Source organism: Paenibacillus sp. NPDC058177 (assembly GCF_042883835.1).
Classification (GTDB): domain Bacteria; phylum Bacillota; class Bacilli; order Paenibacillales; family Paenibacillaceae; genus Paenibacillus_AQ; species Paenibacillus_AQ agri.
This window is the reverse complement of record NZ_JBHVVB010000009.1, coordinates 210,197-236,824: the sequence shown is the minus strand read 5'-3', so window position 1 is coordinate 236,824 and position 26,628 is coordinate 210,197. Positions and strand designations below refer to the sequence as shown.

The window sequence follows — 26,628 nt, the reverse complement described above, 5'->3', positions numbered from 1 at the left end:
CGTAGACAAACCGTAGGCGATCCCGCTGGACTTGCTTACGTACGCGACGTAATCCATCTCCAAAAGGGCAGGGAGATTCCAGGCCCATTGTGCAATACAGATAAGTCCAAGCCAAAAAGCTCCACAACCGAATAAAAGCTTTAGCCGAGCGAGCCTGGTACGTGCCAAATCCCAAATTATTTTTGGATTGGCGAAAGAAAATCTCAATAGGCCAACGTTTGGCGTCGTACGATGCAATGGTTTCCGTCTCCAAGGAAAAATCTGTGCAACAAAAAGCGCGCAGCGCCTTCGGATCTCTGAATGCCTGCTTTGGCCAGCAAAGCAAAACCACCGCGTTGTCGATTCCATTCAGTGCCCCTTCATATAGCGATACATCCAGTAGAACGAACCGTTCACGGTGACGAGGCGAACGTCTTCTTTGCGGATGTGCTGCGCGAATCGCATACCCAGTCGATTTTGGTATATAGGGTTCCTTCCGGGTGAGTGTAGTTCTTGTCGTATAGGTCAATAGAATGAATCAAGGGCAGGTCAGAACAACCGAAAACCGTAGCTTGTACCTGATGTCCCCAGACCACCTTGCCCTGCAGATGAGAGTGATGAAACCCGGCTTGCTCGATAGGAAAACGGGCCTGTGACGAAGGTTTTGTTTTCTGAGCAATCGTATCGTCGTGAATGACAAACAGCGGCTCCGCCGTGCGCTTGGAGGTCTCCAGGATCTAGAAATGGGATTCGGTTTTCACTTTATTTTGCAACACGGTTTTATCCCATACCCCTTCGGCAAGGAAATGGCCTAGTGTGGTACGATGGCGGTCACTGTATTCCGCAAAAGCGGTAACCTTGCCACGAAATCTTTTAGCGATTGCCGCCGTCATGTACGTTTCCACATGAGTTAAAACAGGCTTGGAAAAATACAAAGACAGCTGATGCTGCAACAAATAGTTGCGGATGGCGTTGGATTCAGGTACGATGGCGGTATGAGACATAGTGATTACCTCTTTGTGAAAAGTTTGTTGTTGTGACTACTTTTTCAACACAGGTAAAGCACTTTGTCTCTATTTTTTTGATTTTACAGTTTATTGGAAGTGGATTTGCTCATTTAAAGATAGAACTTTGATTTTAAGATTCGAGAGAATAAGTGGGTGAGAATAATGTATAAAATAGTATTATGTGACGATAATGAATTTTTTTTGAAAGAGTTACAACAGGCACTGGAAGAAATTTTTCGAGTAAACAGATGCAAATATAGTATTGAGAAACTTAACAGTGGAATTGCCTTACTTGAGAAGATTGAACATGAAAAAAAGGGTTACAATATCATTTTTCTGAATGTTAATAAAGGGGAATCTCAAGAGTTTTTGATAGCCAAACGGATAAGTATAATGCACAAGGACTGTATTTTAATATTTACATCAAATTTATGTGATATTGCTAATGAAGGATATAAGTATGGTGCTTTTAGATGGATTTTAAAGAGTAATTTAAAAGAAGAAGTCTATGAAGCAATCAATAGCATAGTTGGAGTACATAGCAGTGCAATAACGGATGAAAGAGTAATAAGATTTAAGTTTAGGCATGAGGAGGAGTATGACTACATCAATGTTCTGGAACGGGACATCATTCAACTTTATAAGAAAAATAGAAGAGTGGTGCTGGTGACATTACAAGGAGATTATGAACTTCTACTCTATACGCTAATCCGATATAAAAATTATATCAATAGTAATAATTTTCTGATTGTTTCAAGGTCACATTTAATTAATCTATACCACGTTGAACGATTAAAAGGTGACTTTTTCCAATTATCAAATGGAGATACTGTTTGTTTGGGGTCAGATGAGCGTATAAAAAAACATGTAAAAAAATATTATTCAATTAGATATAAAAAGGGAGCAACTTAATGTAGATAATTCTACAGATAAGTCAGTCCCTATATACTTAAATATCAGATTCCAGCCCGCTCAACCATACCACGGGCAATCCATACGCCTGCTGCTCCAGCCTGCGCCAGACCGCGGGTAATACCCGCACCGTCTCCACCGCAGTAGAGGCCGGATATCTCTGTCTCCATCGCTTCTGTAAGCTTCGGACGAGCGGAGTAGAACTTCGCTTCCACGCCGTAGAAGAGTGTATGCTCGGAAGCAATTCCCGGCGTGACCTTCTCCAGCGCCTCTACCATCTCGATTAAGCTCTTCATTGTGTTGTACGGCAGCACCAGTCCCAAATCACCCGGTACCGCTTCCTTCAGCGTCGGTTCCAGGAACCCTTCGCTGATCCGTGTCTCTGTAGAGCGCCGTCCGCGCAGGATGTCACCATACTTCTGGACGATGACGCCACCGCTGGACAGGTCATTGGCTCTTTTGCAGATTTCGCGGGCATATTCGTTCGGTTTATCGAACGGGTCTGTGAACTTATGTGAGACCAGCAGGGCAAAATTCGTATTCTTGGAGCCAAGTGCCGGATCTTTATAGGAGTGTCCATTCGCAGCCATTACCCCGCTGTGATTCTCCACCACCACATGGCCGGAAGGGTTACTGCAGAAGGTACGGACACGTGTACCCACAGAAGTATTGAAAATGAACTTTCCTTCATAGAGATGCTCGTTAATCTCCTGCATCACGACATCCGAGGTCTCCACCCGGACGCCGACGTCTACCTGGTTGTTGTACATCTTCAGACGGCGCTTCTTCAGCACTTCAGTCAACCAGGCCGAGCCGTCACGGCCCGGTGCAATCATGACCAGATTGGCCTCGTAGCTCTCGCCGTTCTTCATGGAAATACCGGTCACCCGGTGGGTTCCATCCTCTTTGACTGTAATCAGGTCCTGTACTTCTGCTTTAAACACCATATCGACACGTGTTTTCAAGTATTCATATATAGATTTTAGAATTTCGAGGTTTTGTTCTGTTCCTAAATGACGCACCTGAGCCCGCAACAGCTTCAAACCAGCCGCATAGCCACGCTGCTCGATATCCCGGATACTGTCCGTTGTAGGATCGGTAATTAGATCGGTGGCGCCATGCTCCAGGTTGATCCCGTCCACATAGTTGATTAGCTCGAGCACCTTGGAAGGGGCCAGATAATCTGTCATCCACCCGCCGAACTCCGTTGTGATATTAAACTTGCCGTCACTATAAGCGCCCGCGCCCCCAAAACCAGCGGTAATGGAGCAAGCTGGCAGACAGCCCGCAAACTCCTTGCGACCGGAGGCTGGCGGACAGAGCTTAATTTTCTCCTCGAGAATCGGACAACTGCGGCGATAAATATCATGGCCTTTATCCACCAGCAGTACTTTCCAATGCGGGGCCTTCCGTGTCAGCTCATAGCAAGCGAATATTCCGGCCGGACCGGCACCAACGACAATTACATCATATTTACTCATTTGTTCCTCCCAAGAAGATAAGGCTTCTCCGCCCTTACTGCGGACGGTACGCGTTCTCATAACATGATCACTTTGTGTGCTTTGTTGGCGACACTACAGCGGGAACCGGGCGTCTGTACAGTCCAACCTTTGCTTGCCAGAACGATCAGCAACAACAAAAATCCCGCCTATTTCAAGGTATGCCAAAGCACCCTATCCGTAGCCAGGAATTTACGGTTCCCTGTAGAGACCCCCAAACCCTATCTTCGGGGATATACGAACATCTTATACAAATTTTATAGAAAACATACGAATGTGTCAAGTCATCATATCAATTATAGTTCGTTTATTGTTAACTTAACGTCAATTTAATCCTATTTCAGGTTAACTATTTATATTAAAATCCGAACATTAACTCCAAGGCAGCTTGCAGGAGGAAACTATAGGATCTTGTCGAATATATAAGTATATTGCCACTTGAAAAGAGGAACATCTTATGCAGTGCCTACTACACAATCCTCGCGAAAAATATTGGAATCGCATGCTGCTGAACGCTTTCTGGGTCATTCTCCTGGTCTATTTCGCCAGTCAGTTGCTCGTTTTGATAGTCATGGGCAACGGCAGGCTGCTGATTTCGGAGAAGGAATATATTCATATCCGTATGGTTCTTCCTGATTCCATGATCCTGGTGCTGCTTCTGCTGCTTGAAGGAATATATCGCTGGAAACCCACCCTCTCGGAGATCTCGATAATTGCGGCCAGCCATGTGTACGCGATGATAATTATTCTGCACATCTCATCGGATGTAGCTGTGGAGCCGTTCATTCTGCTAATACCACTGCTTGTATCCATGATCTATCTGAAGAGTTGCTATCTGATCGGTTCTTCCGCGATCTGCCTGATCTATTTAGTCATATTGTTCGGATCGGGTGGAGATTATAACTACATAGAGTACACCGAGAATATTATCATCGTTACCATATTTGCAGGCACCTCACTGGCCGGGTTCGCAATCATCGGACGCGGGCGGGACTTGATTCAATCGCTGGAGAATTCAGAGAAGTCAGAGCAGGATCTGCGAATACAGAATATCATCATGGACCGCTTGTCCAAGATTGATCCTTTGACAGATTTGTACAATCATAAGACCTTTCACGAATATCTGGGCTGGCTGATTGAGCATCAGCAGAGCAACCCGTTCCCGATGCAACTGGCGGTTCTGGATATCGACAACTTCAAGCAGGTCAATGACAGGTTCGGGCATTGGGTCGGGGATATCGTACTGAAGCATGTGGCAGCCGTTGTCCTCAAGCACATCTGTACCGATGATTTTGCCGCACGTTACGGTGGAGAGGAATTTGTTGTGATCTTGAATGCTAAGCCTTTCGAAAGCTCACGCGAAATTATGGAAAAGATCCGCGCGGAAATTGCCGCTCACCCCATTGAGGTGATGGGGGGGCAGGTTATCACCGTGAGCATAGGCATGCATGATTTTGCAGGTGCTGACTCCAAGAGCTATGTGTTCCAGAAAGCCGATGATGCCTTATACGAAGCGAAGAAATCGGGGAAAAATCGAATCGTAGCTCTCTGAACCCAACACAAAAGAACGAGCCCTCCATTCAGGAGCAGCTCGTTCTTTTTGATTGTATACTGTGTACATGTTTTATCAAGAGACATCGTCTATTTCTCAGAAGTAGCGCTCGACCTCGAGCAGCTTACCTACACCACGTCCGGGAACCGGGCGGCTGATGAGATAGCCCTGAACCTTGTCGCAACCAGAATCCTTAAGGAATGCCAGCTGGGCTTCCTCCTCTATGCCCTCTGCAACCACTTCCAGACCCATCTTATGTCCCAACTGAACGATAATTTGTACAAAGGACTGACTGTAGGTACTATCGGACAGAGAATCTATAAAGGCCTTGTCGATTTTGAGTGTCGATATCGGCAACTGCTGCAAATAGCTCAGCGAGGAATAACCTGTACCGAAGTCATCGAGCGCAATGAGAATCCCGCATGATTTCAAATACTCCAGCTTGGTGACCATACTCTCGAAGGATTCCATAAAGATAGACTCGGTAATCTCCAGCTCCAGACATTCCGGCTGTAATCCGGTCTCCTGTAGTGTATTCAGCACCACATCAATGAAATCATCTTGCAGCATTTGAATCACAGAGATATTCACTGATATCTTGTAGGGAATGCCTACCCGATCATGCACATCCTTCGTGAAACGGCAGGCTTCACGCAGCACCCATTCCCCAATATAGATAATCAGTCTCGAATCCTCTGCAACCTTGATAAAATCAAGCGGAGAAACGAAGCCCAGCACCGGACTGTTCCAGCGGATCAAGGCTTCAAAACCGGAAATCAGACCCGTTCGAATATCTACCTGTGGCTGATAGTGCAGCTCAAACTCATTATTTTTCATGGCACTTCGCAGGTGTTTCTCGATGTTCATCCGTTCATTAAAAGCCTTATGCATCGACTTATCGTATACAGCATATCTGCCTTTGCCCTCTTCCTTGGCGCGGTACATGGCTACATCAGCATTCTTCAGCATTTCCTCTGTTGTCCCCCCGTCCTCGGGGTAAAAAGAAATTCCGATGCTGACCGTAACGTAAAGTTTGCTCTCTCCGATCAGGAAGGATCGTTTGAAAGCCTGCATGATCTGTTCGGCAAGTTCAAAAATAGCATCCTTATCCTGAATATCCTTGAGGAAAATCACAAACTCGTCTCCCCCCAGCCGGGAGAGCATTCCCCCTTCACCCACCAGCGATTGCAGCCGCTCACTGGCCTTGCGAATAAGCACATCCCCAAACTTGTGACCGAGTGTATCGTTAATGTATTTGAAATTGTCGGTATCAACAAACAGCAGCGCCGCCGATCCACCCGGCTTCCGGAAATATTTCTCCATCGCCTCCAGCAGACTGGCACGGTTAGGCAGATCACTAAGGGAGTCGATATAAGCCAGACGGTGCATATTCTTCTGATTTTCCAGCAACAGCTCGTATTGGCCCATAAGCTCTTGCTGGGTCGCTGTGAGCTGTTCATAGGTCGCCTCAAGCTCCTGATAGCTATTGTTCAGCTTGAGCTCCACCTGTTTACGATTGCTAATGTCAATCAGTGAGCCGAGGAACAGCAGGATTTTGTCCCGCGGATCAACGATCGCTTTACCCCTGACCTCAAACCAAATATAGTTTCCTGCCTTAGTCCGCATGCGATATTCTGTCTCATAGATCGGAGTTAATCCGGCCAAATGCTCCTGCCGGGCTTTATTCGACGACGCCTGCTCTTCCGGATGAATGATGCTGAGCACACCGCCTTCATAGGAATTAATCTCTTCCTCGGTGTAACCCATCACCTCAAACCAGCGGTCCGAAAGCCTGTAGTAACCACTCTCCCAGTCCAACTCCCACATGTAGGCTCCAGAGCCTTCGGAAGCCAACCGGAACCGGCGCTCACTGATCCGTAATTTGTCGAACTGATCCTGCAGTTCCTCTTCGGTTGCCGCCAGTTCTTCGTATGTAGATTCCAGTTCTTCATAACTGAGCTGGAGTTTGAGCTCATTTTGCTTGCGGATATCGATATCCAGGCCTACGAGCACGAAGATATCCTCTGCCTGACGATCCAAACCTTTGATCAGTGTGGTACGGATCGTAAAATATCTGCCTTCCGGATCACCCTCGGGAAGCTTCAGCTCGACATCGCTGACGTATTCCAGCTTCACTGCTCGCAGCAGCAGATCTCTAAGGGTTGCCACACTGCCCTCAAGTTCACCCAGATCCTCGATGCTTACACCGAGCATCTCCCGCTCGCAAAGTCCGGTCAGCCTCTCGGCATAATAGTTGAATCGCACAATTTTTTTGTCGCTATGAACAGCCCAAATCATCATGCCGGTATTCTCGATGACATCCTCGAAAAACTGCTGCTCTGCATGGATCACCCTGCGCAGACGATTAATATACATCTTCAGCAGAAAAGCACCGAACACCAGCAGGCAAAGGGCAATGATCACGCCGGCAACCACCTGAGTGAATATCTTATTTCTGTAGCTATCGGAATGCGAGAAAAAGTATTGCTGGTAAAGCTCCTCGAATGCCCCGGATTCCTGAAGCCGTTCCAGGCGGCTGTTCAAATAAGGGACGAGATCAGGCTTGGACTTGCTTACCCCGATAGCCACATTTACCGGATAAAGATCGCTGAGCTTATGGACAATGGTACCGGTCAGACCCTGGTCGACAATCAGGTAATCGACAACCCCCTGGTTCTCGAATAGCAGGTCCACCTCACCTTTTTTTAGCGCATCCAATGCAGCTGGTATCGTAGGATATGTTATGTATTGTTTGATGTTTGCTTTATCGCGCAGCATAGCCTCAGTATATTGGTTCTTTCCTACAGCGATTTTGTAGCGGCCTAATGTGTTCAGAGTGACTTCTTCCTTGAAGGACTGGCGGGCGTAGACGGAGATTTTACTTTTGAATACAGGCACCGAGAACAGAGCCTTCTGCTTTCGCTCATCGGTAACGACCATCAGCCCGGCGGTATCAATCTCACCATCGATCAGCCGTTCATACACATCTCCCCAATCGCCGGTGCTGTAATGAACGAGATACCCCTGCTTGTCAAAAATCATGCTGATAAGATCAACATCAAAGCCGGTCAGATAGCCGTTCTGTATGTATTTGTAGGGGGGATAGTTCAGTTCGGCCTGGTATTTAATCTCCTGTCGCTGACCATGAGCAGCGGCTGCAGGAAACGTGAAGATAAGCAGAATACTAAGTAGAAGCAGAAACGCACATCGCTTCATCGCAAGTTCTCCTTTTTCCAAAATCAAATAACAGCCCTATCTCCAGCTTTATTCGACAAAAAATGGTAAGGTTCCTGCCAGTTCCCTCTGGGGTGAACAGAAAATGTGCATCGAAAAGAGAAGTTCTTCAATTTTGTATTGATTTTTAACGCTAAAATGTGGATAATAACAAATATAGTTGATAATGATTATCATTATTGAAACAAACAGATTATTCAACCTCACTATAATTGAGTACAAAGGAGACTGAACACCGATGAGCGCAGCAACTTCCCGGACGACACTTCAGGTTGACGATTACCTGGATCTGCTCAATCTTGCCGTAAAAGTCGGCGATCTGAAATGGCAGAAGGAAATCAAATCCAGACTGCAATACATCCTCTGTCTGCAATCCAAATAAAGACCTGACAGCCGCATTCCCTTTCCGGGGATGCGGCTTTTTTTGTGCGCGACACCGGGAACCAATAGCGGCTAGAACACGTAGTGTTAAAGATATGTAGGCCGCCGCTGAGGAACAACAGAGGGTTCATTATATAGTATAATATTCAACATAATATAGGGTGTGTCATTGTCCCTAGAGATCGGAGTGTGCCATCTTGAAGAAATGTATACTATTGTTCTTGATGATCAGTCTTATATGGGTACCAGGCGTTTTTGCCGCAGACATACCCGCACAGGGAGCGAATCTGGTTCAGGATGAAGCTGGGTTGTTGGATAGCCGTGATATAACGGCCATTTCCAAAGTAACCGCAGGCGAAGCCTTTACCTTTCATGTTCTAACTGTGGACTCCACGGAAGGAAGGTCCGCTGAAGATTACGCCAATGATGTCTTTGATTCCTGGGGGCTCGCCACCAGGGATGTGCTATTACTCATTGCTGTTCAAAATCATGATGTTCAGCTAGTCTTCGAGAATCCGCCACTGCAAGCCGCCATTAATACGTGGGCAAAAGATCAAGGCGCATCTAGCGGAAGCGCGGCCCTTGTCAAGCTGCTGGATACGTATTTCATTCCCTCCGCCAAACATGGAGACTTTGCCGAAGGCATCACCTCGCTCTTGAATGCTGTGCAAGAGATTGGCCGTGCGGGAAGTAAAAGCGGTACGACGCAGCCCGGGAGCGGAGCTGCCTCCGGGTCGCAGGGCTCTAGCTCGGGGGCTGGCTCACACGGCTCCAGTTCGGCAGGAACAGGATCAGCAACTGGATCGCATGGTTCCAGTTCGACAGGGGCAGGATCAGCAACTGGATCGCATGGTTCCAGTTCGGCAGGGACAGGATCAGCCGCGCTGCAGGACAGCGGCTCCAGATCATCGGCTGCGGCCCGGGCCACAGTCTTTGTAGGGGCAGCCCTTCTGCTTAGCGCCTTGTTCGTCCTGCTGACAGGACTACGCCGTAGCAAACAATGGGGCGAGCAGAACGAACAGCTCTCCGGCCTGCTGGTACGGACCAATCAGGCGTTGGAATCCCTGAAGCCATTCCAGGGGATCGTCCAAGGCAAGACAGGCGCGCTGGTCGAAGCAATCTCTGCGCGCCTGTCTACCCGCCTTGTAGACATCTCCGCACGTTCAGGCCAGGATACAAAGCCCGCTCTGTACCGCTTGGGCGAGCTGAAGAAAACCTTAGAGAAGCTGCGTCAAGACAATAGTGCCTTCCGCGCTGCACTCGAAGAGGATGAGAAGCAAATTGAGGTCATCAACGAGGCCGACCGTCATGTGAAGCAACGTATCACTGCTCTCAAGAAGGAAATCCCTGAACTGGACGAAGCTCTGCAAGCCCTGATCAGAGAGACCGGCTACAATCTACAGGCGATGGTCCAGGATCTTCAGACCTTAGCCGAGAAAGCAGCCAAAGCCGATCAGCTGGAGCTATTCGACCCTATTGCCGCCCAGGAATTTACGGAGGATGCTCAGAAGAGACAGACGAAGATTGGGAAAGACCTGCAAGATGTGAGCGTATATAACGATAAGCTAAAAGCATTTTCCGGGGTGTTGTCAGACACCCGGACAACGATTTCTGCACTGATCGCGCAGCATTCCCTGCAAAATATGAAGGTCAGACCCTATGACCACCTGGAGCAGGCCCAAGCACAAGCAGAAGCGATCAAGACCCCGCTCCAAAGCGGGGACATGGATGAGGTGCGCAGCATCGCCGCCCGGATGGACCTGCTTCTGTCAGAGGCTGTGGCAATGACAGAGCGGCAGGGACAGATCCGGGGGCAGAACCGGCGGGATCTCGAGACGGTTCGCACGAACTGGACCACCCTGAAGCAGCGGCGGGATGAACTGCAAAGCCGGATCCGTGATGCCGGAGGCCGGTTCGCGGAGCAGCATCTAGCGAGCTTCCGAGAGGCGCTAGAGGAATGGGGTACACGCCTGCGGGAAGGTGCAGGCGAAGTACCGCAGATCGAGACTTGGACCAGCGATGAACGCGGGGAATTCGATCAAGCGCGCAGCGGTCTTGACCGGCTCCTGTCGCTTCAGGACGAAGCCTCCGCGCGGTTCAGCGATATCTCTGAGGGGCTGGATGCCCTGAACAGCCGATTAGATAAAATCAACCGGCTGCTCGCGGAAGGGCCCGCCCGGATCGATGCCGCGCAGAGCTTGCTGCAGCGGAACGGTCTGGCCCGCCGGGCGCGTTCCCATAATCCGCTGCTCGCTGATTATGAGAAGCTTACACTGCGGCTGGTCTCACCGCCATTCCACATGGATGAGCTCGAGACGCTAGCCCGTTCTTATGAGGCGGCAATCAGCACCTTTGTAGAAGAGGCGAACCGTCTCGTCCGCCAGAAGCAAGAACAGGAACGCCAGGCTGCAATGGCATTATTGCTTGAGCAGCAGCGGCAACAACAGCGACAGCAACAGGCCCAACACAACAGTAATTCGTTCGGCGGCGGCAACCACTCCTCTGGCGGCTCCTCATGGGGAGGCGGAGACAGCAACAGATCCTCTGGTGGCTCCTCTTGGGACGGCGGAGGTAACGACAGATCCTCCGGCGGTTCCAAATGGTAGATCACATGGAGCCAGAGACCCTATTGGATTGAACACAAAACCCCTTCAGAGCTTGCAGTTATTGCAGCTCTGAAGGTTTTTTTTACTGCTGGTCTCAGTTCTTTAGGCCGTATGGTTACTACTCCTGTAACCCCTTGATAAAATCGCGAAAAGCAGGAGACAACCAGCGTTCTTTCGGATAAATAAGCTGGATGCTGAACGACTTGTGTCCCCCCGCTAGAGGGACTGCTGCCAGAGAGCCTGCCTGACGCTCTTCCTCGATAGCATAGCCCGGCAGAAATGCCGTCCCCCAGCGGTGCTTGACAGCCTGCTTGATCCCTTCCAGATTGCCGAATTCCATATCTATTCCCGGTGTTACACCACACTGCCTCAGCGTATGCAGCAGAAGATTCCGGTAGGTGCAAGTATCCTCAGTAAGTACCAGCGGTTCCCCCGCCAACTGCTCCGGATTTATTTCAGACTGCAACGCAAAGGCATGCCCGGGATGCATGACCACGAACAACGACTCCTCACGCAGCGGCAGGGATACCAGATCCTCTGAGGCAAAGGGTTCATCAAAGATCAGTCCAAAGTCAGCCGTTTTGTCCCTGACAGCAGCAATTATCTCCGTCTCCGATCCAGGCTGCACCCGCAGCCGAATATCCGGATAAGCGCTACGATAAAGATGCAGGCGATGAGGCAAATAATAAGCGGCCAGCGTCTCAATGGCCCCAATGACGAGTTGACCCTTATACCCGCCGGACACTACACCCTTGGCCTCCTCGCTAAGTGCTAACATTTGCCGGGCATAGGGCAGCAGTCCTTTGCCGGCAAACGTGGGCGTCATACCCCGTCCTGCTCTCTCCAGCAGGACCGCACCATACATTTCCTCCAGCTTGGCGATCTGTGATGTTACACTGGACTGCGCATAACCCAGTCTTTCGGCAGCTTTAGTGTAGCTGCCGCAGGCGGCGACTTCACAGAAGGTGCGCAAGTATGTCAATTCCATAGCTGTGACCTTCTTTCCCTCAAATCAATCAACTATCATTTATTTCGATATTATATATCCAAAACTATAGATAATTTCAATTATAAATACGTTATACAATAACTCTAAGACATGTTCAAGGAGGAACGACACGACCATGAAGATTACACCCATATCCCAGGTTCTGGGGACACCTGCCGCCACACCTGAAGAAGCCGTGCTATATTTCAACGCCAAAGGGATATATGAAACCGATGTAGCTGATGTGGCTTACGATATACGGAAGGGATTAGGCGGATTCACGATTGTGGATGTCCGTGACACCCAATCCTACGAGGAGGCCCATCTCCCCGGGGCACTCTCTATACCCTCCGGCCGTATCGACAGCTCTACCCCATCGTTCCCAACGGATAATGTATTGGTAGTGTACTGCTGGGGTCCGGCCTGCAACGGGGCGACCAAGGCTGCTGCCAGACTGGCAGCAATGGGCTATCAGGTAAAGGAAATGCTTGGCGGTATTGAATACTGGCGCCAAGAAGGCGGTACTCTGGAAGGTACACTTAAGGAGAAGGCGCCGCTGTACTACTCCATACCGCCAATGTAAACAATGCCGCCCCGAGAGACGTAAGTCCGGGGCGGCATTCGCTTTTTTATTATGCCGGGAGGAAAATCTTCACCGCAGTGCCTTGTCCAATCTCACTCTTGATCGTGATATGACCTTTATGCGCCGATACAATTTTTTTCACAATCATCATGCCAAGTCCGTTGCCGTTGAAACGGGTCGTATGGAAAGGTTCGCCGATCTTCAGCAGCACCTCCTCGCTCATTCCTTCACCGTTATCCGCGATGGTGATGGTTTGGAAGCCGTCCTCCACCGCCAGTGTGATCATAATATCACCGCCGAACGGCAGGGCCTCCATCGCATTTTTCAGAATATTCAGGAAGACTTGCTTAATTTGGTTGCGGTCGCATTTAATCTCAAGATCCTCTTGAAAGTCCCTAGTGACGGTAATATTGTTCATACGGACCTGGATTGCAAAAATCCCCAGCATTTCCTGTAGAATAGCGCTACATCGTTCATTCTTGAAATGCACCGCCTGCGGTTTACCCAGGATCAGGAATTCGCTAACGATCAGATTCATACGCTCCACCTCAGACATAATCAGATCATAATGCGGAAGCTTGCCATCCTTGTTGGACAATTGAAGCATTCCTTTGACCGTAGTAAGCGGATTACGAATCTCGTGGGCGATGCTCATCGCAAGCTGACCTGCGAATACCAGCTTTTCCGTATTGCGCAGCACCTCTTCGGTCCGTTTCATCTCAGTAATGTTGCGCAGACTTCCAATCACCCGGGACAGCTTCCCACCGCTATCAAAGGCTGGCACGACATCCATCATAAAGTGCTGAATCGACCCGTGCCGCTCCAGCGTCAGCTCCAACCCAGTACATTGATCATTTAGCATAAGCGTGCGTTCAAAATAATGCCCGATTTCAGTCAGCTCAAATACGCTGGAGCCTATGATGTCATAATACCGGGTTTGCTCGATCTCCAACATATTCATACCATTCTCATTTATATCAGCGATCTTGCCGTGTTCATCCGTAATAATGACGCCCAGATAATTCGTCTCCAGCAGCATTTGATTCAACAATTCCAGCTGGGCATTGCTCTGGCGGAGCAACAGCTCCCGTTCAATGGAATCGGCCATCGTACACAGCAGTGGCAGCAGATGCGGGTGAGTTACATCCATATCCGCCATGAACGAAATCGTCCCCAGAATCTGGTTATCCTCTTTAAGAATAGGAGCGGTGCAACAGGCCAGACGGTGGAGGATCTGCTGATAATGATCTTGTCCGACCAATTGGAACGGTCTCTTGTGACGTAGACACAGGTCTATTGAATTGGTGCCCACATCCTCATTCATTAACGCACCCTCACCTAGGCCGATCTGTCGAATAGTGTCGATAATAGAGGGGTCGCCTTGAAAAGCCAGCAGATATCCTTTATCGTCGGAAATAGCGACAAGAATGGGGGTTCCAGTAATGGAGGACAGGAATTTATGAACAAAGAAATCGATAACCTCGATGACTTCGCGATACTTACTCAATTGCTTCTTCAATTGCTCGGCAGACAAACGATTCGCAAAAACGGGCGGCTGTTCAGGGTCTATGCCTCTAAGCTTGCACTGTTGTTTAGAATCCTGAATAATTTGGTTGTCCGTCATTGTTTTCATGGCTACCACCGCTCTTTCCAAGAACATATCCCTCGATTTATAAATAAGCTTCAATTTTTTAACACTAATAATTTATTCTACTTTATATACCTTAATCCTTCCATTATTAAAAATTCAGATAGTTTCTTATTGCGAACAAAGCTGGCCTGTGATCCCCTTGTTTTATAACAAAAAAACTCCGCCCGATAGGGGCGGAGCCTGACATTTTGTCTTAATGCTGCTCTTCCTCGAGAAACGGTTTGTTCACGTAATAATACATATAGGCCATCAGTACACCGCCACCAATTAAGTTTCCAAGCGTTACCGGAACCAGGTTATGCAATACACCGCCCCACGAGATCGTTCCAGGGTGGTCCAGCACCAGCGCTATCGCAAAGGTACACATATTGGCAATGCTATGCTCATAGCCGGAGATGAAGAAGCAGAAGACGAACAGCATCATGGCGAACATTTTGGCACCATCGCTCTTCATAGACATGGGTACAAAGAACGCCAGACAGACCAGCCAGTTACACAGAATTGCCCGGAAAAACAGCTGCAACGCCGGAGCCTCCATCTTGTGGGACACCACATTCAGCAGAAATCCGTTGACGTTGGAATCATAGAACAGACCCGTCAAATAAATCAGCAGTGCAAAGGCCGCAGCCCCCAGAATGTTGCCAATATAGGTGACGACCCACATCCGGATGACGTCCAGCCAGCGCATTTTCCGGCGCAACGCGGTGTAAGAGTAATAGAAGGTATCTCCCGTGAACAGATCGCCGCCTCCGTAGGAGATCAAAATGATCGCGGCCCCGAATGTAACAGCGGCCATCGGGTACGTCATCGGTGAATGCTCCATGTAGAAAAAGTTGCCCGTCTTAAAAGCTACGATGACACCGAATCCGATAAACATACTGGCCAGCATGGCCCTGGCAATATAACGCAGTACGCTTTGCCGAAAAATCTTTTGCTTCTTGAGAGCTAGCCGTTCAACCTGCAGCAGCGCTTCGTTCTCCATATGTCCTCCGTTTGGGTATAATTTTGCAGCGGATATTGGACTGATTATACAACATCTTGGTTAAGATACCCAATAAATTTGAAACATTTTCTTAAAACGAACGCATAGCAGGGTTAATTTTTCTCATTAGCTTTTTTCTTCTTGCGTCTCGAGCTGTAAAGAATAGTTCCAACGAAGACGATGATCAGAATGGCGAAGAAAACTGCATAAGGCATTTCATATCCAAATACAGCAATCAGCATTCTGCCGGCAATTATAGCAATCAACAGGAAGGCCGCCTGCTCCAGTTCCGGAATTTTCTCAATCAACCTCAAGAATACCTGCGCCACCCCACGCATCATCAGCACGCCGAGTATCCCCCCGAGGAACAACACCCATACTTGATCACTAAGACCAAATGCGGCAATCACGCTATCAATACTGAAGGCGATATCCATCAACTCTACTAATAGCACAGTCCTCCAGAAGGAAGTTCCTTTATTCTGCATCTCTTTCTCTTTACCGACCTTGAACAGGCCCTTATACGCAATATAGAAGAGATAGAGCGCACCCAAAACCTTGACCAGCGTAAACTTGATAAGGACAGTGCCCAGCCCGATTGCCAGAAACCTGAACAGATATGCCCCCACAATACCATAGAACAGGGCTTTCTTCTGCTGTTCCTTGGGTAAATGCCGAACCATCACGGCCAGTACCAGCGCGTTATCCGCTGAGAGCAGGCCTTCCAGAAGAATCAAGCTACCGATAATCCCCCAGTTCACAGGATCGGAAAACGCCCCTACAATATCGCCCCAAGAGAAGAAATGGCCATAGTTCTCACTAATATTTCTAAAAAAATCACTCAACCCGTTCATGCCACATTTGCGCCTCCGGTAAATTCATTATTAGCTCCCAGCTATCTTGTAAATATTATTTACGCATAACCTCAGCGGTAGTTCCAGCAAGCAGAGGTATGGCTTGCCGGAGGATCACTTCAACCACAGTCCTGCAGCGCACCTTAGCTACAAAAAAGACCGCCATGAGCATTATTCATCTCCGGCGGTACTCTTCAAACTAGTATTAGAATGTCAGATCTCCATCATACGAAGCAATCAATCTGTACAGCTCTGGACGGCGGTCACGGAAAATGCCCCACTCAATCCGCTGAACTTCCAGGGCATCCAGATCAAACTCGCTAACCAAGACGGTCTGCTCGTCACGTCCAGCCTCAACAATTTTGTTGCCTTGCGGTCCGGCAATGAAAGAAGAACCATAGAAGTTAATGCTGGAATCCTCGTCGATCTCTTCGCCAATCCGGTTGGAAGCTACGACAGGAATCAGATTAGACGCGGCATGGCCCCGCATACACATCTGCCAGTGATCTTTGGAATCAATGCTTCCATCCTGAGGTTCCGAACCAATAGCCGTCGGATAGAAGAGAATCTCCGCCCCCATCAGACTCATCACGCGGGCAGCTTCCGGGTACCATTGGTCCCAGCAAATACCGACGCCGATTTTGGCATAGCGGGTATTCCAGACCTTGAAGCCGGTATCACCCGGGTTGAAATAGAACTTCTCTTCATAGCCAGGTCCGTCCGGGATGTGGCTCTTGCGGTATTTGCCAAGCACTGTACCGTCGGCATCAATCACAGCCAGCGAGTTGTAGCGGGCATAGTTTTTCTTCTCATAGAAGCTGATAGGCAGCACGACCTGCAGCTCTTTTGCTACTTTTTTGAAATGATTAACGGCCTTATTCTGCTCGAGCTCAGTTGCGTATGCATAATAATCCGATTTCTCTTTCTGGCAGAAATACGGGGTCTCAAACAGTTCCTGCAGCAAAATAATTTGCGCGCCCTGTGCGGCAGCTTCTCTCACCAACGTCTCGGCTTTGCTAATATTCTCGTCAATGTTGCCGGAACAGCTCATCTGCGTTGCAGCTACTTTTACATTTCTCACGTATCGGTCCTCCTTGTATATAAAACCAGTCTTATAGGTTCATCGGTTAAAATAGGCTTACTTCACCGCAGGCATCTGCTGTGTAGTACAGTGAACATTTCCGCCTTCGCCGATCACAGCCATGCCGTTCACCGTGCGTATACGGCGGTCCGGGAACAGCCCCGCCAACGTCTCGGCAGCCAGCTTGTCTGTCTCCGTAGCAGTTCCACCGAATACTGGCAGAACAATGCCCCCGTTCACAAAATAGAAATTCAGGTAGCTCAGGGTCAGACGTCCATCTTCCCCATCTACGCGTGGCGGCTGTTGAATCTTGATGATCTCCAGCTTCCGGCCCTTAGCGTCAGTAGCATTCTCCAGAATCCGCAGATTCTCTTGCGTAATCTCATAGTTCTCGTCCTGCGGATCATCGCAGACCTGAATAATAACCTTGCCCGGTGCCGCGAAGCAAGCAATGTTATCGACATGGCCGTCGGTCTCATCGCCGCTCAAACCGCGCTTCAGCCAGATCACGGACTCTGCTCCGATATAATTACGCAACTGTTCTTCAATCTCTTGTCGTCCCAGATCCGGGTTCCGGTTCGTATTTAGCAGGCACTCTTCCGTAGTCAGGATCGTTCCTTCTCCATCGGTATGAATGGAGCCTCCCTCCATTACGAGCGGTGCATCATAACGGGTAACCTTCAGATGCTCCAGAATCTGCGGAGCGACATTATCGTCGAGATCCCAAGGAGAATATTTGCCGCCCCAGGCATTGAACTTCCAGTTCACACCTGCGAGTGCGCCTTCTTCATTCACTACGAATGTAGGGCCATTGTCACGCAGCCACGCATCATTATGTGCAATCGGCAGCAGGGAAACTCGCGGTCCGCCGACCAAAGCTTCCACCGTCTTCAGTTCATCAGGGTTCACGATCACCGTCACCGGCTCGAACTCTGCCATTGCTTTTATAATTTCTGCATACCCTTGGCACACAGACTCATGATTATCGGGAAAACACATGGATGCCTGCACAGGCCAGGAGATAAAGGTGCGCTCATGCTGGCTCCACTCCGGCGGCATCGTATAATTCAGTTCTTTAGGATACATTTCGTTAGCTACCTCTACAGTTAAATTTAGAACCGGGATTGCCCCAAAGTTCCTTACATATCATACAATAATATGCCCCCTAGCTCAATTACCGAAGTATAATTGCGAGAAAGGTTATTTTTATAATAATAGTAAAAAAAATCATATTATAGACTCATCTACCGTATTGACCACTGTTCTATTCAGCGCGATAATTGAAGAAATATTTATCCAATTTATGGATTCTGGCGCGAAAGGTGGTCGTACCTTGGAAGCTGCAGCAACCATTTTGACTGAACTGGAGCATTACCTGAGAAGAGAAGCCTTGACGCTGGCTCAATTTGCAGAACGTACCGGCCTTCATTCCGGAACCCTAAGTAATATCATCCACGCCCGCCGACCGATTGCCATGCAGCAGCTTGACCGGATCACTTCAGCAATGGGGAAGCCGGATGGTTATTTCTATGAAATGTATATTCATGATTACATTATTGAAGGGTCAGCAGATTGGCGGCGAATTGGCCCTTTGTTGCAGAGATGTGCTGAACTGGACAAGCTAGGCGCGATTAAGAATATTGTACAGCATATTATGGACAATCTGATGTACTCTCCCTTGCTGTTTGAGGCAGCGGAAGCGCTATTCGCTCAAGGTTATCTTGTAGCAGCTGCACTTCTGTACGAGAATGTGGCAGCAGGTGAAAAGCTCCAGCACTCCGAACGCCTGGCTCTGTGCCAGTACAGACTGTTTGCCATTCGTTTAGGGGATAATCAGGATGAGAACCTGCGTGCCGCCAATCAATTCGAACCCTATATAGAGCGACTGGAGGAAGCCGATCAACTGGATGCGCTGAAGCATTTAGCGGATATCTATGCCTCCCTGCATCGCTGGGACAAGGTAATGGAACTCGCAGAGCTTATGGGCCATAAAGCAGATATTCTATATCATCACTTTCGCAAAGATTCTGTGACCAAGACACCGACTCGCCCTATCATCTATTACATCCTTTATGCCAATTTGCTGGGCTCCTTGGTCTGTGATGAGCGTGGAGATTACGAACAAGCCTTGCAGTATGCATCTCTATATTCGGACGTAAGCTGGGCAAAGTCACCTGTTAACGAAGAGGAGTCCCGGGTAATTGAACAATTCAAAGAGTGGGCTACAGCGAATAGCTACTTGTACCGCCTTATGGCTGGACAAGTAGACGTCTTACCCGACTACATCAAATATGTCGAAGTTCGGGAGAACGAAATATTCCAGGCTCTTTTTAAAATCATGCAGGCCGCCAACCGCTTTCTATTTGATGTTGATGCGATCTTGTTGCAATTCACAGATAACCTGTCGTATAAAGAGCAACACAGCCGACTGGGGAAGTACACTCAGCAGTTAACCGGAGATAAATACACACGGTTTCTTACCGAACTGGCCATATACTATCTCAGAAAAAATAATCTAGAGGCTGGCTTTGAGTACTTAATGGGGAGTCTGGAATCTTCGGTAAGAACGAGAAGCAATGATAGCATTGTGCGGTGTGTGGGATTATTTGAAAAGTACCGCGCGGCAGCTTCAGTAGAGCAACAGGAAGCATACGCAGGCTTAATCGGGGAAATGCACCGAATTAATGAAGAGAGAGCCTCTTATATCATTAATTATAGACACTAAATTAAACTACATCTCACTCAAACAACTACCCACTATTTGGAATAAAAGTATTATTAATACTAACTATTTTTTGAGCAAAGTTTGGCATCATCCTATAAACTATTAATAGAATCACTTTCAAGATTCCCTCAACAATTTTTAAAGTAGCCTGAACACACTACACAATTGGGGAGGTGTAACGAAACATGAGAAAGATGGTTTTGTGGGCAGTATCGTTTAGTTTCTTATTAATCGTAATTATTTCAGTAAATATACCAAGTAGTGGTTCCGAGTCAATTCAGTCCGCACTGCAACTCATGACACACGGCTCTGGCGGCTAACGAGAAGCTTTTAACGTCTACACATTTAGACAAAAAAACAAAAGAGTCGTCCTGGAGGTAAGGTATCAGGAATGACTCTTTTTTTGTTTTAAACCTCGTCGTTCCCCCAATCTCCTATTTTTTGACAGACGATTCTATAATACTACATATAGGAGGGATGTATTATGCAGTCGAGCCAGCCAGCCATCTTAATTCAAGTCGAGAGAGCCCGGGAAGAACTTCATCAAACACAGAAGAGATACGGTTTCTTTACACATCCCAAGGTCATCGAACAGTCGATGATTCTGGACGAGCTATTAAATCAATATCAACGCAAACGGCTTGTAAACTAGTTATTGCAATGATTTTCAATATAAATAAACACCTTATTTAGGGGGGAGTATGTTTATTCCTATACTTGAAGCTATGACCATGGAGCAAGTGCTGGAAGTCATTCTGTTATTAGGCATGAACCTGGGCGCTGTATTTTGGGTACTGCAAAAGCAAGCAAAAAAGACCCGCTAAATTCCTGTCTACACCAGCAAAATCAATATCCTGAATGCAAAGGTAGACAGGAACACAATGATAATAATTGATACACATACTACATATACAGCTTCAAAATAGATCGTTTCAGAGCATTCGGATTTACCCCCACTTGAACCCTCTTAGCTCCTCTATTTTTCATAACAAATCCCTTCTTCATATCTCCAGACATAAACATCCGCAAGGTTATCAATATCAATATCAAGTAGCCAACACAACCTGTGCATTCAAATATTATCTAAAAGACAGTATAGAGTTATTATTGACGATGATAATCATTATCAATTATAGTGTTATACATAAACTGATGGTTCTCTTAAATCCTGCTGGATGGTATTAAGGGTCACTCCGAAGGATTCCATATGTTTCATGGTGGAAGGGGCATTCGTTTGAATAAGACATAGTATTTCACCGGGAAAATTCAGGTTCAAGAGGAGAGGAACTTCATTCATGCAAAGAAATACAAATAAGTTACTGTTTGCTACCCTTTTACTTTTCACTTTATTGCTGGTTGCATGCTCCAACGGTAAACCAAACGCTAATGAAAATTCATCAACACAAGCAAACACCAAAACAATGAGTACGGTCTTCGGTAATGTTGATGTGCCTATGGAACCTAAGCGTATTGTCAGTGTCGGGCTTGAGGATATGCTACTATCATTGGATGCACCGTTAGTTCAAGCCAGTGGAACGAGAGGGGATTATCTGTACGACAGACTTCAGGATAAGAAGGTTCCGACTCTAAATTTTTCATCTACACCTAACTATGAAGCTATACTGGCCGCGAACCCAGATTTGATTATTATAATTGATGGGTATGTTGATCAAGCAGGCTTTGAGAAACTTTCACAAATTGCGCCAACTCTTGTCTATGATCGAGGTGACTGGAAAACTTCAATCGTACAGATCGGCAAAGCGATTAATCGCGAAGAACAAGCAAATGAGATCATTAAAGCCTATGACGATAAATTGAGTAAGGCACGTCAGACGATTGCTCAATCGGTTGGAACGAATAAAACCGTTACCTTAGTGCGGCTTACGGACAAAGAAGCTGACGTGTTTTTCCCAAAGTTCCCTTATGGGGGAGTACTCTATAACGATTTGGGTCTAAAACCTGATGTAACTCTTACGGAATTTCAAAAAACAGCGGAAGAAGACTGGGGAGCTACTTTGTCATTGGAGAAGCTGCCAGAACTGAAAGCTGATTATTTGTTTGTCACGGCAGGGTATTCTGCTTCTTCTGAAGAGGAGTTTCAAAAAACATTAGAGACCGTGAAGGGAGTAGAGTCATTGCAAGTGTGGAAAGCGATCCCTGCTGTGAAGCAAAACCATACTTATAAAGTATCGGCAAGACACTGGATGCTCAATGGCCCGATTGCTGACAGCATGAAAATCGACGATGTCGTGCAAGCTCTAACCGTAACAAAATAAACTTAAGTCTCAGCCATTCGGTCCGTTCGATTCCAATGGTGCCTACCAACTGCCAAAAACATTCCAGATTCAGCACATAAATACCCTGCCTTACCTACTCTATCGGAACATGGGGATTTTATAGAGGACATGCTTGGAGGTATTTTCACAGTGACCTCCTTGCATGTCCTTTTTTCATCCCAAAGCCCAGCTATTCCTCAATCAATGGCATGATCGACACTGCCCTACAGCTTAATCCCCTTAATCGTATCCCCATCGAAATCCTTCACCCTGAACTCGCCGTTTTGAAGAATACCGTATGAGTTTGGATAATTCTCCTTGGGAAGAGAAATCGAGCCCGGATTTAGTACATAAATGCCTTCCTTCACATCGGCTACAGGAACATGGGTATGTCCTTGGATAAAAATATCGCCCGGAGATAGAGGCGGAAGATTGTCCATGCTGAAGCCGTGCCCGTGTGTCGCATAGATCCGTCGGCCTTCATGCAGAATCAGGGCATAATCGCCCATCATCGGAAATTCCAGCAGCATCTGATCCACCTCAGCGTCACAATTGCCGCGTACCGCCACGATTTGGTTCTTGTATGCATTCAGCTTGTCAGCAACGCCCTGCGGGTTATAGCCCTCCGGCAGCGGATTCCGCGGCCCGTGATACATAAAATCGCCCAGGAAAATAAGCTGATCCGGCTGTTCCACGGCTACTTTTTCCAAAGTCTGTTCCAGCCAGAACAAAGACCCGTGAATATCGGAAATAAACATTAACTTCATCGTCAACCACCCTTTCGTCTACCCTAATTTCAGATGCTTCCATTGTAGGACAGTCCTTGCTTTGGTTCAAATTTCATTCATACAATGTCCGCTAAGTACATCACATAAGACAGTACTGTGAAGCAACAACACAAAGCGGACGCCTATAAAGGCGCCCTGCTCTTTCTATATACAACACCTATCGTACTTAGGGCAAATTGGAGGCTCCCACTAAAAAACGGTCCACTTCACGCGCAGCCTGCCGCCCTTCCTGAATGGCCCACACGACCAGACTTTGCCCGCGGCGCATATCGCCAGCGGTGAACACGCCTTCCACATTCGTTGCTTGAGCACCGAACTCCGCTGCGGCATTAGAGCGCTCGTCGCGCGCTATCCCAAGCTGATCCAGCACCGTGCTCTCCGGTCCGGTGAAGCCCAAAGCCAGCAGCACCAGCTGTGCTTTCAGCACTTCCTCGCTGCCTGGTACTTCCACCGGTACCATCCGTCCCTGCTCATCTCGGGTCCATTCAATGCGGACGGTGTGCAGCTCCTGCACCTGTCCGCCGTCATCCCCCACAAATCGCTTTGTCGATACGAGATAGCGGCGCGGATCTTCACTGTACAGGGCAGCGGCTTCTTCCTGGCCATAATCGACTTTGAGCACCTTCGGCCATTCCGGCCAAGGGTTACCAGGCTGCCGCGACAGCGGTGCCTGCGGCATAATCTCCAACTGGACCACGCTGCGGCAGCCGTGCCGGATAGATGTCGCCACGCAGTCGGTGCCGGTATCACCGCCTCCAATGACGACGACATCTTTGCCTGCTGCGGATAGGTACTCTCCGTCTGCAAGCCCGGAATCTAGCAGGCTCTTTGTATTCAGAGTCAGGAATTCCATCGCCTGATGGATACCGGACAGCCCGCGCCCTTCCACCGGCAGGTCGCGGGCCACCGTGGAACCGCCACAGAGAACAACAGCGTCATGTTCCCCCCGGACCTGTTCCGCTGGGATGTCCTTGCCGATCTCCGTTCCGGTCACGAAGTTAACACCTTCCGCTGTCAGCAGATCCACGCGCCGCTGTACCGTCCCTTTATCCAGCTTCATGTTGGGGATGCCATAGGTTAGTAAACCGCCAATGCGGTCAGCCCGCTCGTATACTGTCACTGTGTGTCCAGCCTTATTAAGCTGGGCTGCACAGGCCAGACCCGCCGGTCCCGAGCCAACCACAGCCACTTTCTTACCTGTCCGCACCAGTGGCGGCTCCGGCACAATCCAACCCTCGGCAAAGCCCCTGTCTACAATCGCCTTCTCAATGGACTTAATCGTTACCGGCTTGCCGTTCATACCGACGGTACAAGAGCCTTCGCATGGGGATGGACAGACCCGGCCTGTGAACTCAGGAAAGTTATTGGTTTTGTGCAGCCGCTTCAGCGCGATCTCCCAGTTCCCACGATAGACAAGATCATTCCACTCCGGAATCAGATTATGCAGCGGGCAGCCGGAAGCCATACCGGACAGCAGGCGGCCCACATGACAGAAGGGTGTACCGCAATCCATGCATCGAGCTCCCTGCTCCCGCAGTTTTTCCTCATCCATTTTGATAGCAAATTCGTTCCAGTTCTTGATCCGTTCCAGCGGCACACATTCTGCCGGCGTCTGCCGCGCATACTCCATAAATCCGGTTGCTTTGCCCATAACAGTCATCCTCCGAGTCTTCTTAAATGACCGCCGTGAAGTGAATTGGCGGTGTCCCTTGTGCTGATTCGGCTTCTATAAGAGATCACATGCTGCAGCCGACTAGAAATATACCACTGTGAAGCAGCAAAGTAAGAAGTGGCCTAGAGGCTTCAAATCCCTGCTGCCACTGCCTGCAAAGTAAAACAGGGGAATAAGTGAGACCATATTAACACTGCGCTGCCTTGCCGAAAATGAGCAATATCACCTTTTACGCAAAACGACATAATCAAATTAACGTTATCGTAACCGCTGAATGATTCATTCACATTGCAGAAGCATGGGGGGTAGGGACACATACAGAACAGGCAGTGCCCACAACTGGACACTGCCTGTTTTTGTGAAAAGAATGCATTTACAAACCGTAGGCTGGATTAGGAACGCCCTTTACTCTTGAAGATATTATAAGCCCCACTGAACATGCCGAATAAAATGGCGGTGATCGGGAACACGATCCAATTGATATGCCATTGCTGGAAAACCAGACCACTGATCAGAAAAATACAGGTAGCAAGCGGCCAAATAATCGCAGCCACACCTCCGATAACCCGGTCCTCTTCTTTCTTTGCCTTCGAGTAGTCACCTGTTTGCAGCAGGAAGCTGAAGCTATCCTTGATATTCCCATAATAAACGAAGAGGAACACGGCTACAGCAACGATCTCCAGCAACACGACAACGCCTAAGGATGCCGCTGCTTCACTGAATGCGGAGCCCACAAATATCGCAGCCGGCGATATCACACATAGACATACGCCCATGATCAGGGACAGAGTGTAGGTAGAAGCAAAGGCTTCCTGTTTTTGCTGAACATAGGCCTTCAGGTGGTAGGGCAGGGTGAACTCAGATTTCAAATATTTGTATTTCTCCAGCTTCATGCCACTATAAATGAACATAGCAATAGCTGGAACGATGAACAGGAGCATGGCGATCAGACCAAACATATTGGCTGCATCTTCTGAAAAACTTCCTCCCAGCATCCCTATCTCAAAGGAAGTGGTAATAAAAATCAACAGTGCCACGCCGGTCAGGACCAGGGCTACACCGATGCCGATCCATAGACCCGATTTTCTTTTGGCGGCCATGAAGCCTTCAACTTCATCGTCCGCAAGCATAGGGGACCATTCTTCCTTCACCTCGGGCATAATGCCTAGTTCACTGGTCAATTCATCAATATTGCCAAACTCCGAGATCACGATCCCTACGGCTTCATTCTCCGATTTCCCGTCCATCTTCAACTCGTAGTACTTTTCTTCCATGCTGGCCAGCAGATCCTGCTTCAGCTTCAGCATTTGATCACTTTTGGGCAGGGTAGCGAACATATTGTTCAAATAGCTGATGATCGTATCCATGAACCTCACAGCTCCTTAATAAATTTATTAACGACCTCTTGTGTAACTTGCCATTCTTCGCATTTTTCGCGGTAATAGGCCAGGCCGGCCGGGGTAATCCGGTAGTAGGTGCGCCGCTTGCCGAACGTCTCTTCCTTGTAAAAGGAAACGATATATCCGTTCTTCTCCAGCCGAGTGAAGGCAGAATACAGCGTGGTCTCTTTCATAATGTATTTCTCCTCCGATAGCGTCCTGATCTTCTTGGATATCTCGTAACCATAAGATTCGCCGTCCATTAGCATATAGAGGATGAGGGTATCGTTGTATCCCCGGATCACGTCACTACTGATCAATAGTCTGCCTCCTTTACTGCATCTGTCGTACTTCACCTGTCGTAGTAATTGAATTGTAGCATAATTACTACGACAGGTGAAGTATTTTTATTCAAATTTGCGCCCGAAATAAGAAAAGAGCGCTCCACTGGCCATTCGGCCTTGTAGAACGCCCCTTTT

Annotated in this window: 21 protein-coding genes, 1 pseudogene and 1 riboswitch; of the genes and pseudogenes, 9 read left to right on the top strand and 13 right to left on the bottom strand. The window is 48.2% G+C overall.

Annotated elements, in window-relative coordinates:
* Positions 1–983 (bottom strand): annotated as a pseudogene (locus ACFVU8_RS27090) (transposase family protein); the annotation flags it as partial.
* Positions 984–1,148: 165 nt separating this feature from the next.
* Here ACFVU8_RS27090 and ACFVU8_RS27085 point away from each other — a divergent pair.
* Entirely contained in the window at positions 1,149–1,898 is a 750-nt protein-coding gene (locus ACFVU8_RS27085; RefSeq protein WP_387431477.1) for a LytR/AlgR family response regulator transcription factor, read from the top strand.
* A 44-nt stretch (positions 1,899–1,942) separates the two neighbouring features.
* Here ACFVU8_RS27085 and ACFVU8_RS27080 read toward each other — a convergent pair whose 3' ends face one another.
* Entirely contained in the window at positions 1,943–3,379 is a 1,437-nt protein-coding gene (locus tag ACFVU8_RS27080) for an NAD(P)/FAD-dependent oxidoreductase (protein ID WP_387431474.1), read from the bottom strand.
* A gap of 179 nt (positions 3,380–3,558) precedes the next feature.
* A riboswitch (purine riboswitch) is annotated at positions 3,559–3,658 on the bottom strand.
* A 196-nt stretch (positions 3,659–3,854) separates the two neighbouring features.
* On the opposite strand from ACFVU8_RS27080, the gene ACFVU8_RS27075 reads away from it, so the two are divergent.
* On the top strand, positions 3,855–4,949 hold the full coding sequence (locus ACFVU8_RS27075) for a GGDEF domain-containing protein (protein WP_387431472.1): 1,095 nt from the start codon (positions 3,855–3,857) through the stop codon (positions 4,947–4,949).
* Positions 4,950–5,045: 96 nt separating this feature from the next.
* Here the strand turns inward: ACFVU8_RS27075 and ACFVU8_RS27070 are convergent, their stop codons facing one another.
* Positions 5,046–8,165: an EAL domain-containing protein gene (locus ACFVU8_RS27070; protein ID WP_387431470.1), complete on the bottom strand. Its 3,120-nt coding sequence runs from the start codon at positions 8,163–8,165 to the stop codon at positions 5,046–5,048.
* Between the two features lie 256 nt (positions 8,166–8,421).
* Between ACFVU8_RS27070 and ACFVU8_RS27065 the strand changes: the two genes are divergently transcribed.
* Positions 8,422–8,565 carry a hypothetical protein gene (locus tag ACFVU8_RS27065; RefSeq protein WP_175371995.1) on the top strand — a complete coding sequence of 48 codons (144 nt, stop codon included), beginning with the start codon at positions 8,422–8,424 and terminating at the stop codon, positions 8,563–8,565.
* Between the two features lie 196 nt (positions 8,566–8,761).
* On the top strand, positions 8,762–11,170 hold the full coding sequence (locus tag ACFVU8_RS27060; protein WP_387431468.1) for a TPM domain-containing protein: 2,409 nt from the start codon (positions 8,762–8,764) through the stop codon (positions 11,168–11,170).
* 118 nt (positions 11,171–11,288) lie between these two features.
* On the opposite strand, the gene ACFVU8_RS27055 is transcribed toward ACFVU8_RS27060, so the two are convergent.
* Complete coding sequence (locus tag ACFVU8_RS27055) at positions 11,289–12,158, bottom strand: LysR family transcriptional regulator (protein ID WP_387431466.1); 870 nt, start codon at positions 12,156–12,158, stop codon at positions 11,289–11,291.
* Positions 12,159–12,294: 136 nt separating this feature from the next.
* Here ACFVU8_RS27055 and ACFVU8_RS27050 point away from each other — a divergent pair, with 136 nt between their 5' ends.
* Positions 12,295–12,741 carry a rhodanese-like domain-containing protein gene (locus tag ACFVU8_RS27050; RefSeq protein WP_387431463.1) on the top strand — a complete coding sequence of 149 codons (447 nt, stop codon included), beginning with the start codon at positions 12,295–12,297 and terminating at the stop codon, positions 12,739–12,741.
* 49 nt (positions 12,742–12,790) lie between these two features.
* On the opposite strand, the gene ACFVU8_RS27045 is transcribed toward ACFVU8_RS27050, so the two are convergent.
* The 5 genes from ACFVU8_RS27045 to ACFVU8_RS27025 form a co-directional block, all read right to left on the bottom strand.
* Positions 12,791–14,374 (bottom strand): ATP-binding protein, encoded by a 1,584-nt coding sequence (locus ACFVU8_RS27045; RefSeq protein ID WP_379467093.1) that lies wholly within the window; start codon positions 14,372–14,374, stop codon positions 12,791–12,793.
* Between the two features lie 211 nt (positions 14,375–14,585).
* Positions 14,586–15,374, bottom strand: a complete 789-nt coding sequence (locus ACFVU8_RS27040) for a formate/nitrite transporter family protein (protein ID WP_066375029.1) — start codon at positions 15,372–15,374, stop codon at positions 14,586–14,588.
* Positions 15,375–15,487: 113 nt separating this feature from the next.
* Entirely contained in the window at positions 15,488–16,228 is a 741-nt protein-coding gene (locus tag ACFVU8_RS27035; RefSeq protein ID WP_175372000.1) for a TerC family protein, read from the bottom strand.
* 205 nt (positions 16,229–16,433) lie between these two features.
* Positions 16,434–17,309 (bottom strand): N-carbamoylputrescine amidase, encoded by an 876-nt coding sequence (gene aguB / locus ACFVU8_RS27030; RefSeq protein ID WP_066375030.1) that lies wholly within the window; start codon positions 17,307–17,309, stop codon positions 16,434–16,436.
* Between the two features lie 57 nt (positions 17,310–17,366).
* Complete coding sequence (locus ACFVU8_RS27025) at positions 17,367–18,395, bottom strand: agmatine deiminase family protein (RefSeq protein WP_387431460.1); 1,029 nt, start codon at positions 18,393–18,395, stop codon at positions 17,367–17,369.
* Between the two features lie 247 nt (positions 18,396–18,642).
* On the opposite strand from ACFVU8_RS27025, the gene ACFVU8_RS27020 reads away from it, so the two are divergent.
* The 4 genes from ACFVU8_RS27020 (at position 18,643) to ACFVU8_RS27005 (ending at position 22,310) form a co-directional block, all read left to right on the top strand.
* Complete coding sequence (locus ACFVU8_RS27020; protein WP_387431458.1) at positions 18,643–20,034, top strand: helix-turn-helix domain-containing protein; 1,392 nt, start codon at positions 18,643–18,645, stop codon at positions 20,032–20,034.
* Positions 20,035–20,518: 484 nt separating this feature from the next.
* Positions 20,519–20,686 carry an aspartyl-phosphate phosphatase Spo0E family protein gene (locus ACFVU8_RS27015; RefSeq protein ID WP_175372004.1) on the top strand — a complete coding sequence of 56 codons (168 nt, stop codon included), beginning with the start codon at positions 20,519–20,521 and terminating at the stop codon, positions 20,684–20,686.
* A 49-nt stretch (positions 20,687–20,735) separates the two neighbouring features.
* A complete protein-coding gene (locus tag ACFVU8_RS27010; protein ID WP_281364496.1) occupies positions 20,736–20,858 on the top strand; it encodes a hypothetical protein in 123 nt (40 codons plus the stop codon).
* 471 nt (positions 20,859–21,329) lie between these two features.
* The gene (locus ACFVU8_RS27005) at positions 21,330–22,310 is read left to right on the top strand and encodes an iron-siderophore ABC transporter substrate-binding protein (protein WP_387431456.1); all 981 of its coding nucleotides are present in this window, start codon (positions 21,330–21,332) and stop codon (positions 22,308–22,310) included.
* Positions 22,311–22,534: 224 nt separating this feature from the next.
* Here the strand turns inward: ACFVU8_RS27005 and yfcE are convergent, their stop codons facing one another.
* The 4 genes from yfcE to ACFVU8_RS26985 form a co-directional block, all read right to left on the bottom strand.
* The gene (gene yfcE / locus ACFVU8_RS27000) at positions 22,535–23,077 is read right to left on the bottom strand and encodes a phosphodiesterase (RefSeq protein ID WP_387431455.1); all 543 of its coding nucleotides are present in this window, start codon (positions 23,075–23,077) and stop codon (positions 22,535–22,537) included.
* A gap of 187 nt (positions 23,078–23,264) precedes the next feature.
* A complete protein-coding gene (locus ACFVU8_RS26995; RefSeq protein ID WP_387431453.1) occupies positions 23,265–24,749 on the bottom strand; it encodes a glutamate synthase subunit beta in 1,485 nt (494 codons plus the stop codon).
* A 413-nt stretch (positions 24,750–25,162) separates the two neighbouring features.
* Positions 25,163–26,137, bottom strand: a complete 975-nt coding sequence (locus tag ACFVU8_RS26990) for a permease prefix domain 1-containing protein (RefSeq protein ID WP_387431451.1) — start codon at positions 26,135–26,137, stop codon at positions 25,163–25,165.
* 5 nt (positions 26,138–26,142) lie between these two features.
* A complete protein-coding gene (locus tag ACFVU8_RS26985; protein WP_175372009.1) occupies positions 26,143–26,469 on the bottom strand; it encodes a PadR family transcriptional regulator in 327 nt (108 codons plus the stop codon).
* Positions 26,470–26,628 lie beyond the last annotated feature (159 nt).

Bases quoted from the DNA above. Each gene is read 5' to 3' on its own strand.
- ACFVU8_RS27085 (WP_387431477.1), top strand. From the start codon at position 1,149: ATGTATAAAATAGTATTATGTGACGATAATGAATTTTTTTTGAAAGAG.
- ACFVU8_RS27080 (WP_387431474.1), bottom strand. From the start codon at position 3,379: ATGAGTAAATATGATGTAATTGTCGTTGGTGCCGGTCCGGCCGGAATA.
- ACFVU8_RS27075 (WP_387431472.1), top strand. From the start codon at position 3,855: ATGCAGTGCCTACTACACAATCCTCGCGAAAAATATTGGAATCGCATG.
- ACFVU8_RS27070 (WP_387431470.1), bottom strand. From the start codon at position 8,165: ATGAAGCGATGTGCGTTTCTGCTTCTACTTAGTATTCTGCTTATCTTC.
- ACFVU8_RS27065 (WP_175371995.1), top strand. From the start codon at position 8,422: ATGAGCGCAGCAACTTCCCGGACGACACTTCAGGTTGACGATTACCTG.
- ACFVU8_RS27055 (WP_387431466.1), bottom strand. From the start codon at position 12,158: ATGGAATTGACATACTTGCGCACCTTCTGTGAAGTCGCCGCCTGCGGC.
- ACFVU8_RS27050 (WP_387431463.1), top strand. From the start codon at position 12,295: ATGAAGATTACACCCATATCCCAGGTTCTGGGGACACCTGCCGCCACA.
- ACFVU8_RS27045 (WP_379467093.1), bottom strand. From the start codon at position 14,374: ATGAAAACAATGACGGACAACCAAATTATTCAGGATTCTAAACAACAG.
- ACFVU8_RS27040 (WP_066375029.1), bottom strand. From the start codon at position 15,374: ATGGAGAACGAAGCGCTGCTGCAGGTTGAACGGCTAGCTCTCAAGAAG.
- ACFVU8_RS27035 (WP_175372000.1), bottom strand. From the start codon at position 16,228: ATGAACGGGTTGAGTGATTTTTTTAGAAATATTAGTGAGAACTATGGC.
- ACFVU8_RS27025 (WP_387431460.1), bottom strand. From the start codon at position 18,395: ATGTATCCTAAAGAACTGAATTATACGATGCCGCCGGAGTGGAGCCAG.
- ACFVU8_RS27015 (WP_175372004.1), top strand. From the start codon at position 20,519: ATGCAGTCGAGCCAGCCAGCCATCTTAATTCAAGTCGAGAGAGCCCGG.
- ACFVU8_RS27010 (WP_281364496.1), top strand. From the start codon at position 20,736: ATGTTTATTCCTATACTTGAAGCTATGACCATGGAGCAAGTGCTGGAA.
- ACFVU8_RS27005 (WP_387431456.1), top strand. From the start codon at position 21,330: ATGCAAAGAAATACAAATAAGTTACTGTTTGCTACCCTTTTACTTTTC.
- yfcE (WP_387431455.1), bottom strand. From the start codon at position 23,077: ATGAAGTTAATGTTTATTTCCGATATTCACGGGTCTTTGTTCTGGCTG.
- ACFVU8_RS26995 (WP_387431453.1), bottom strand. From the start codon at position 24,749: ATGGGCAAAGCAACCGGATTTATGGAGTATGCGCGGCAGACGCCGGCA.
- ACFVU8_RS26990 (WP_387431451.1), bottom strand. From the start codon at position 26,137: ATGGATACGATCATCAGCTATTTGAACAATATGTTCGCTACCCTGCCC.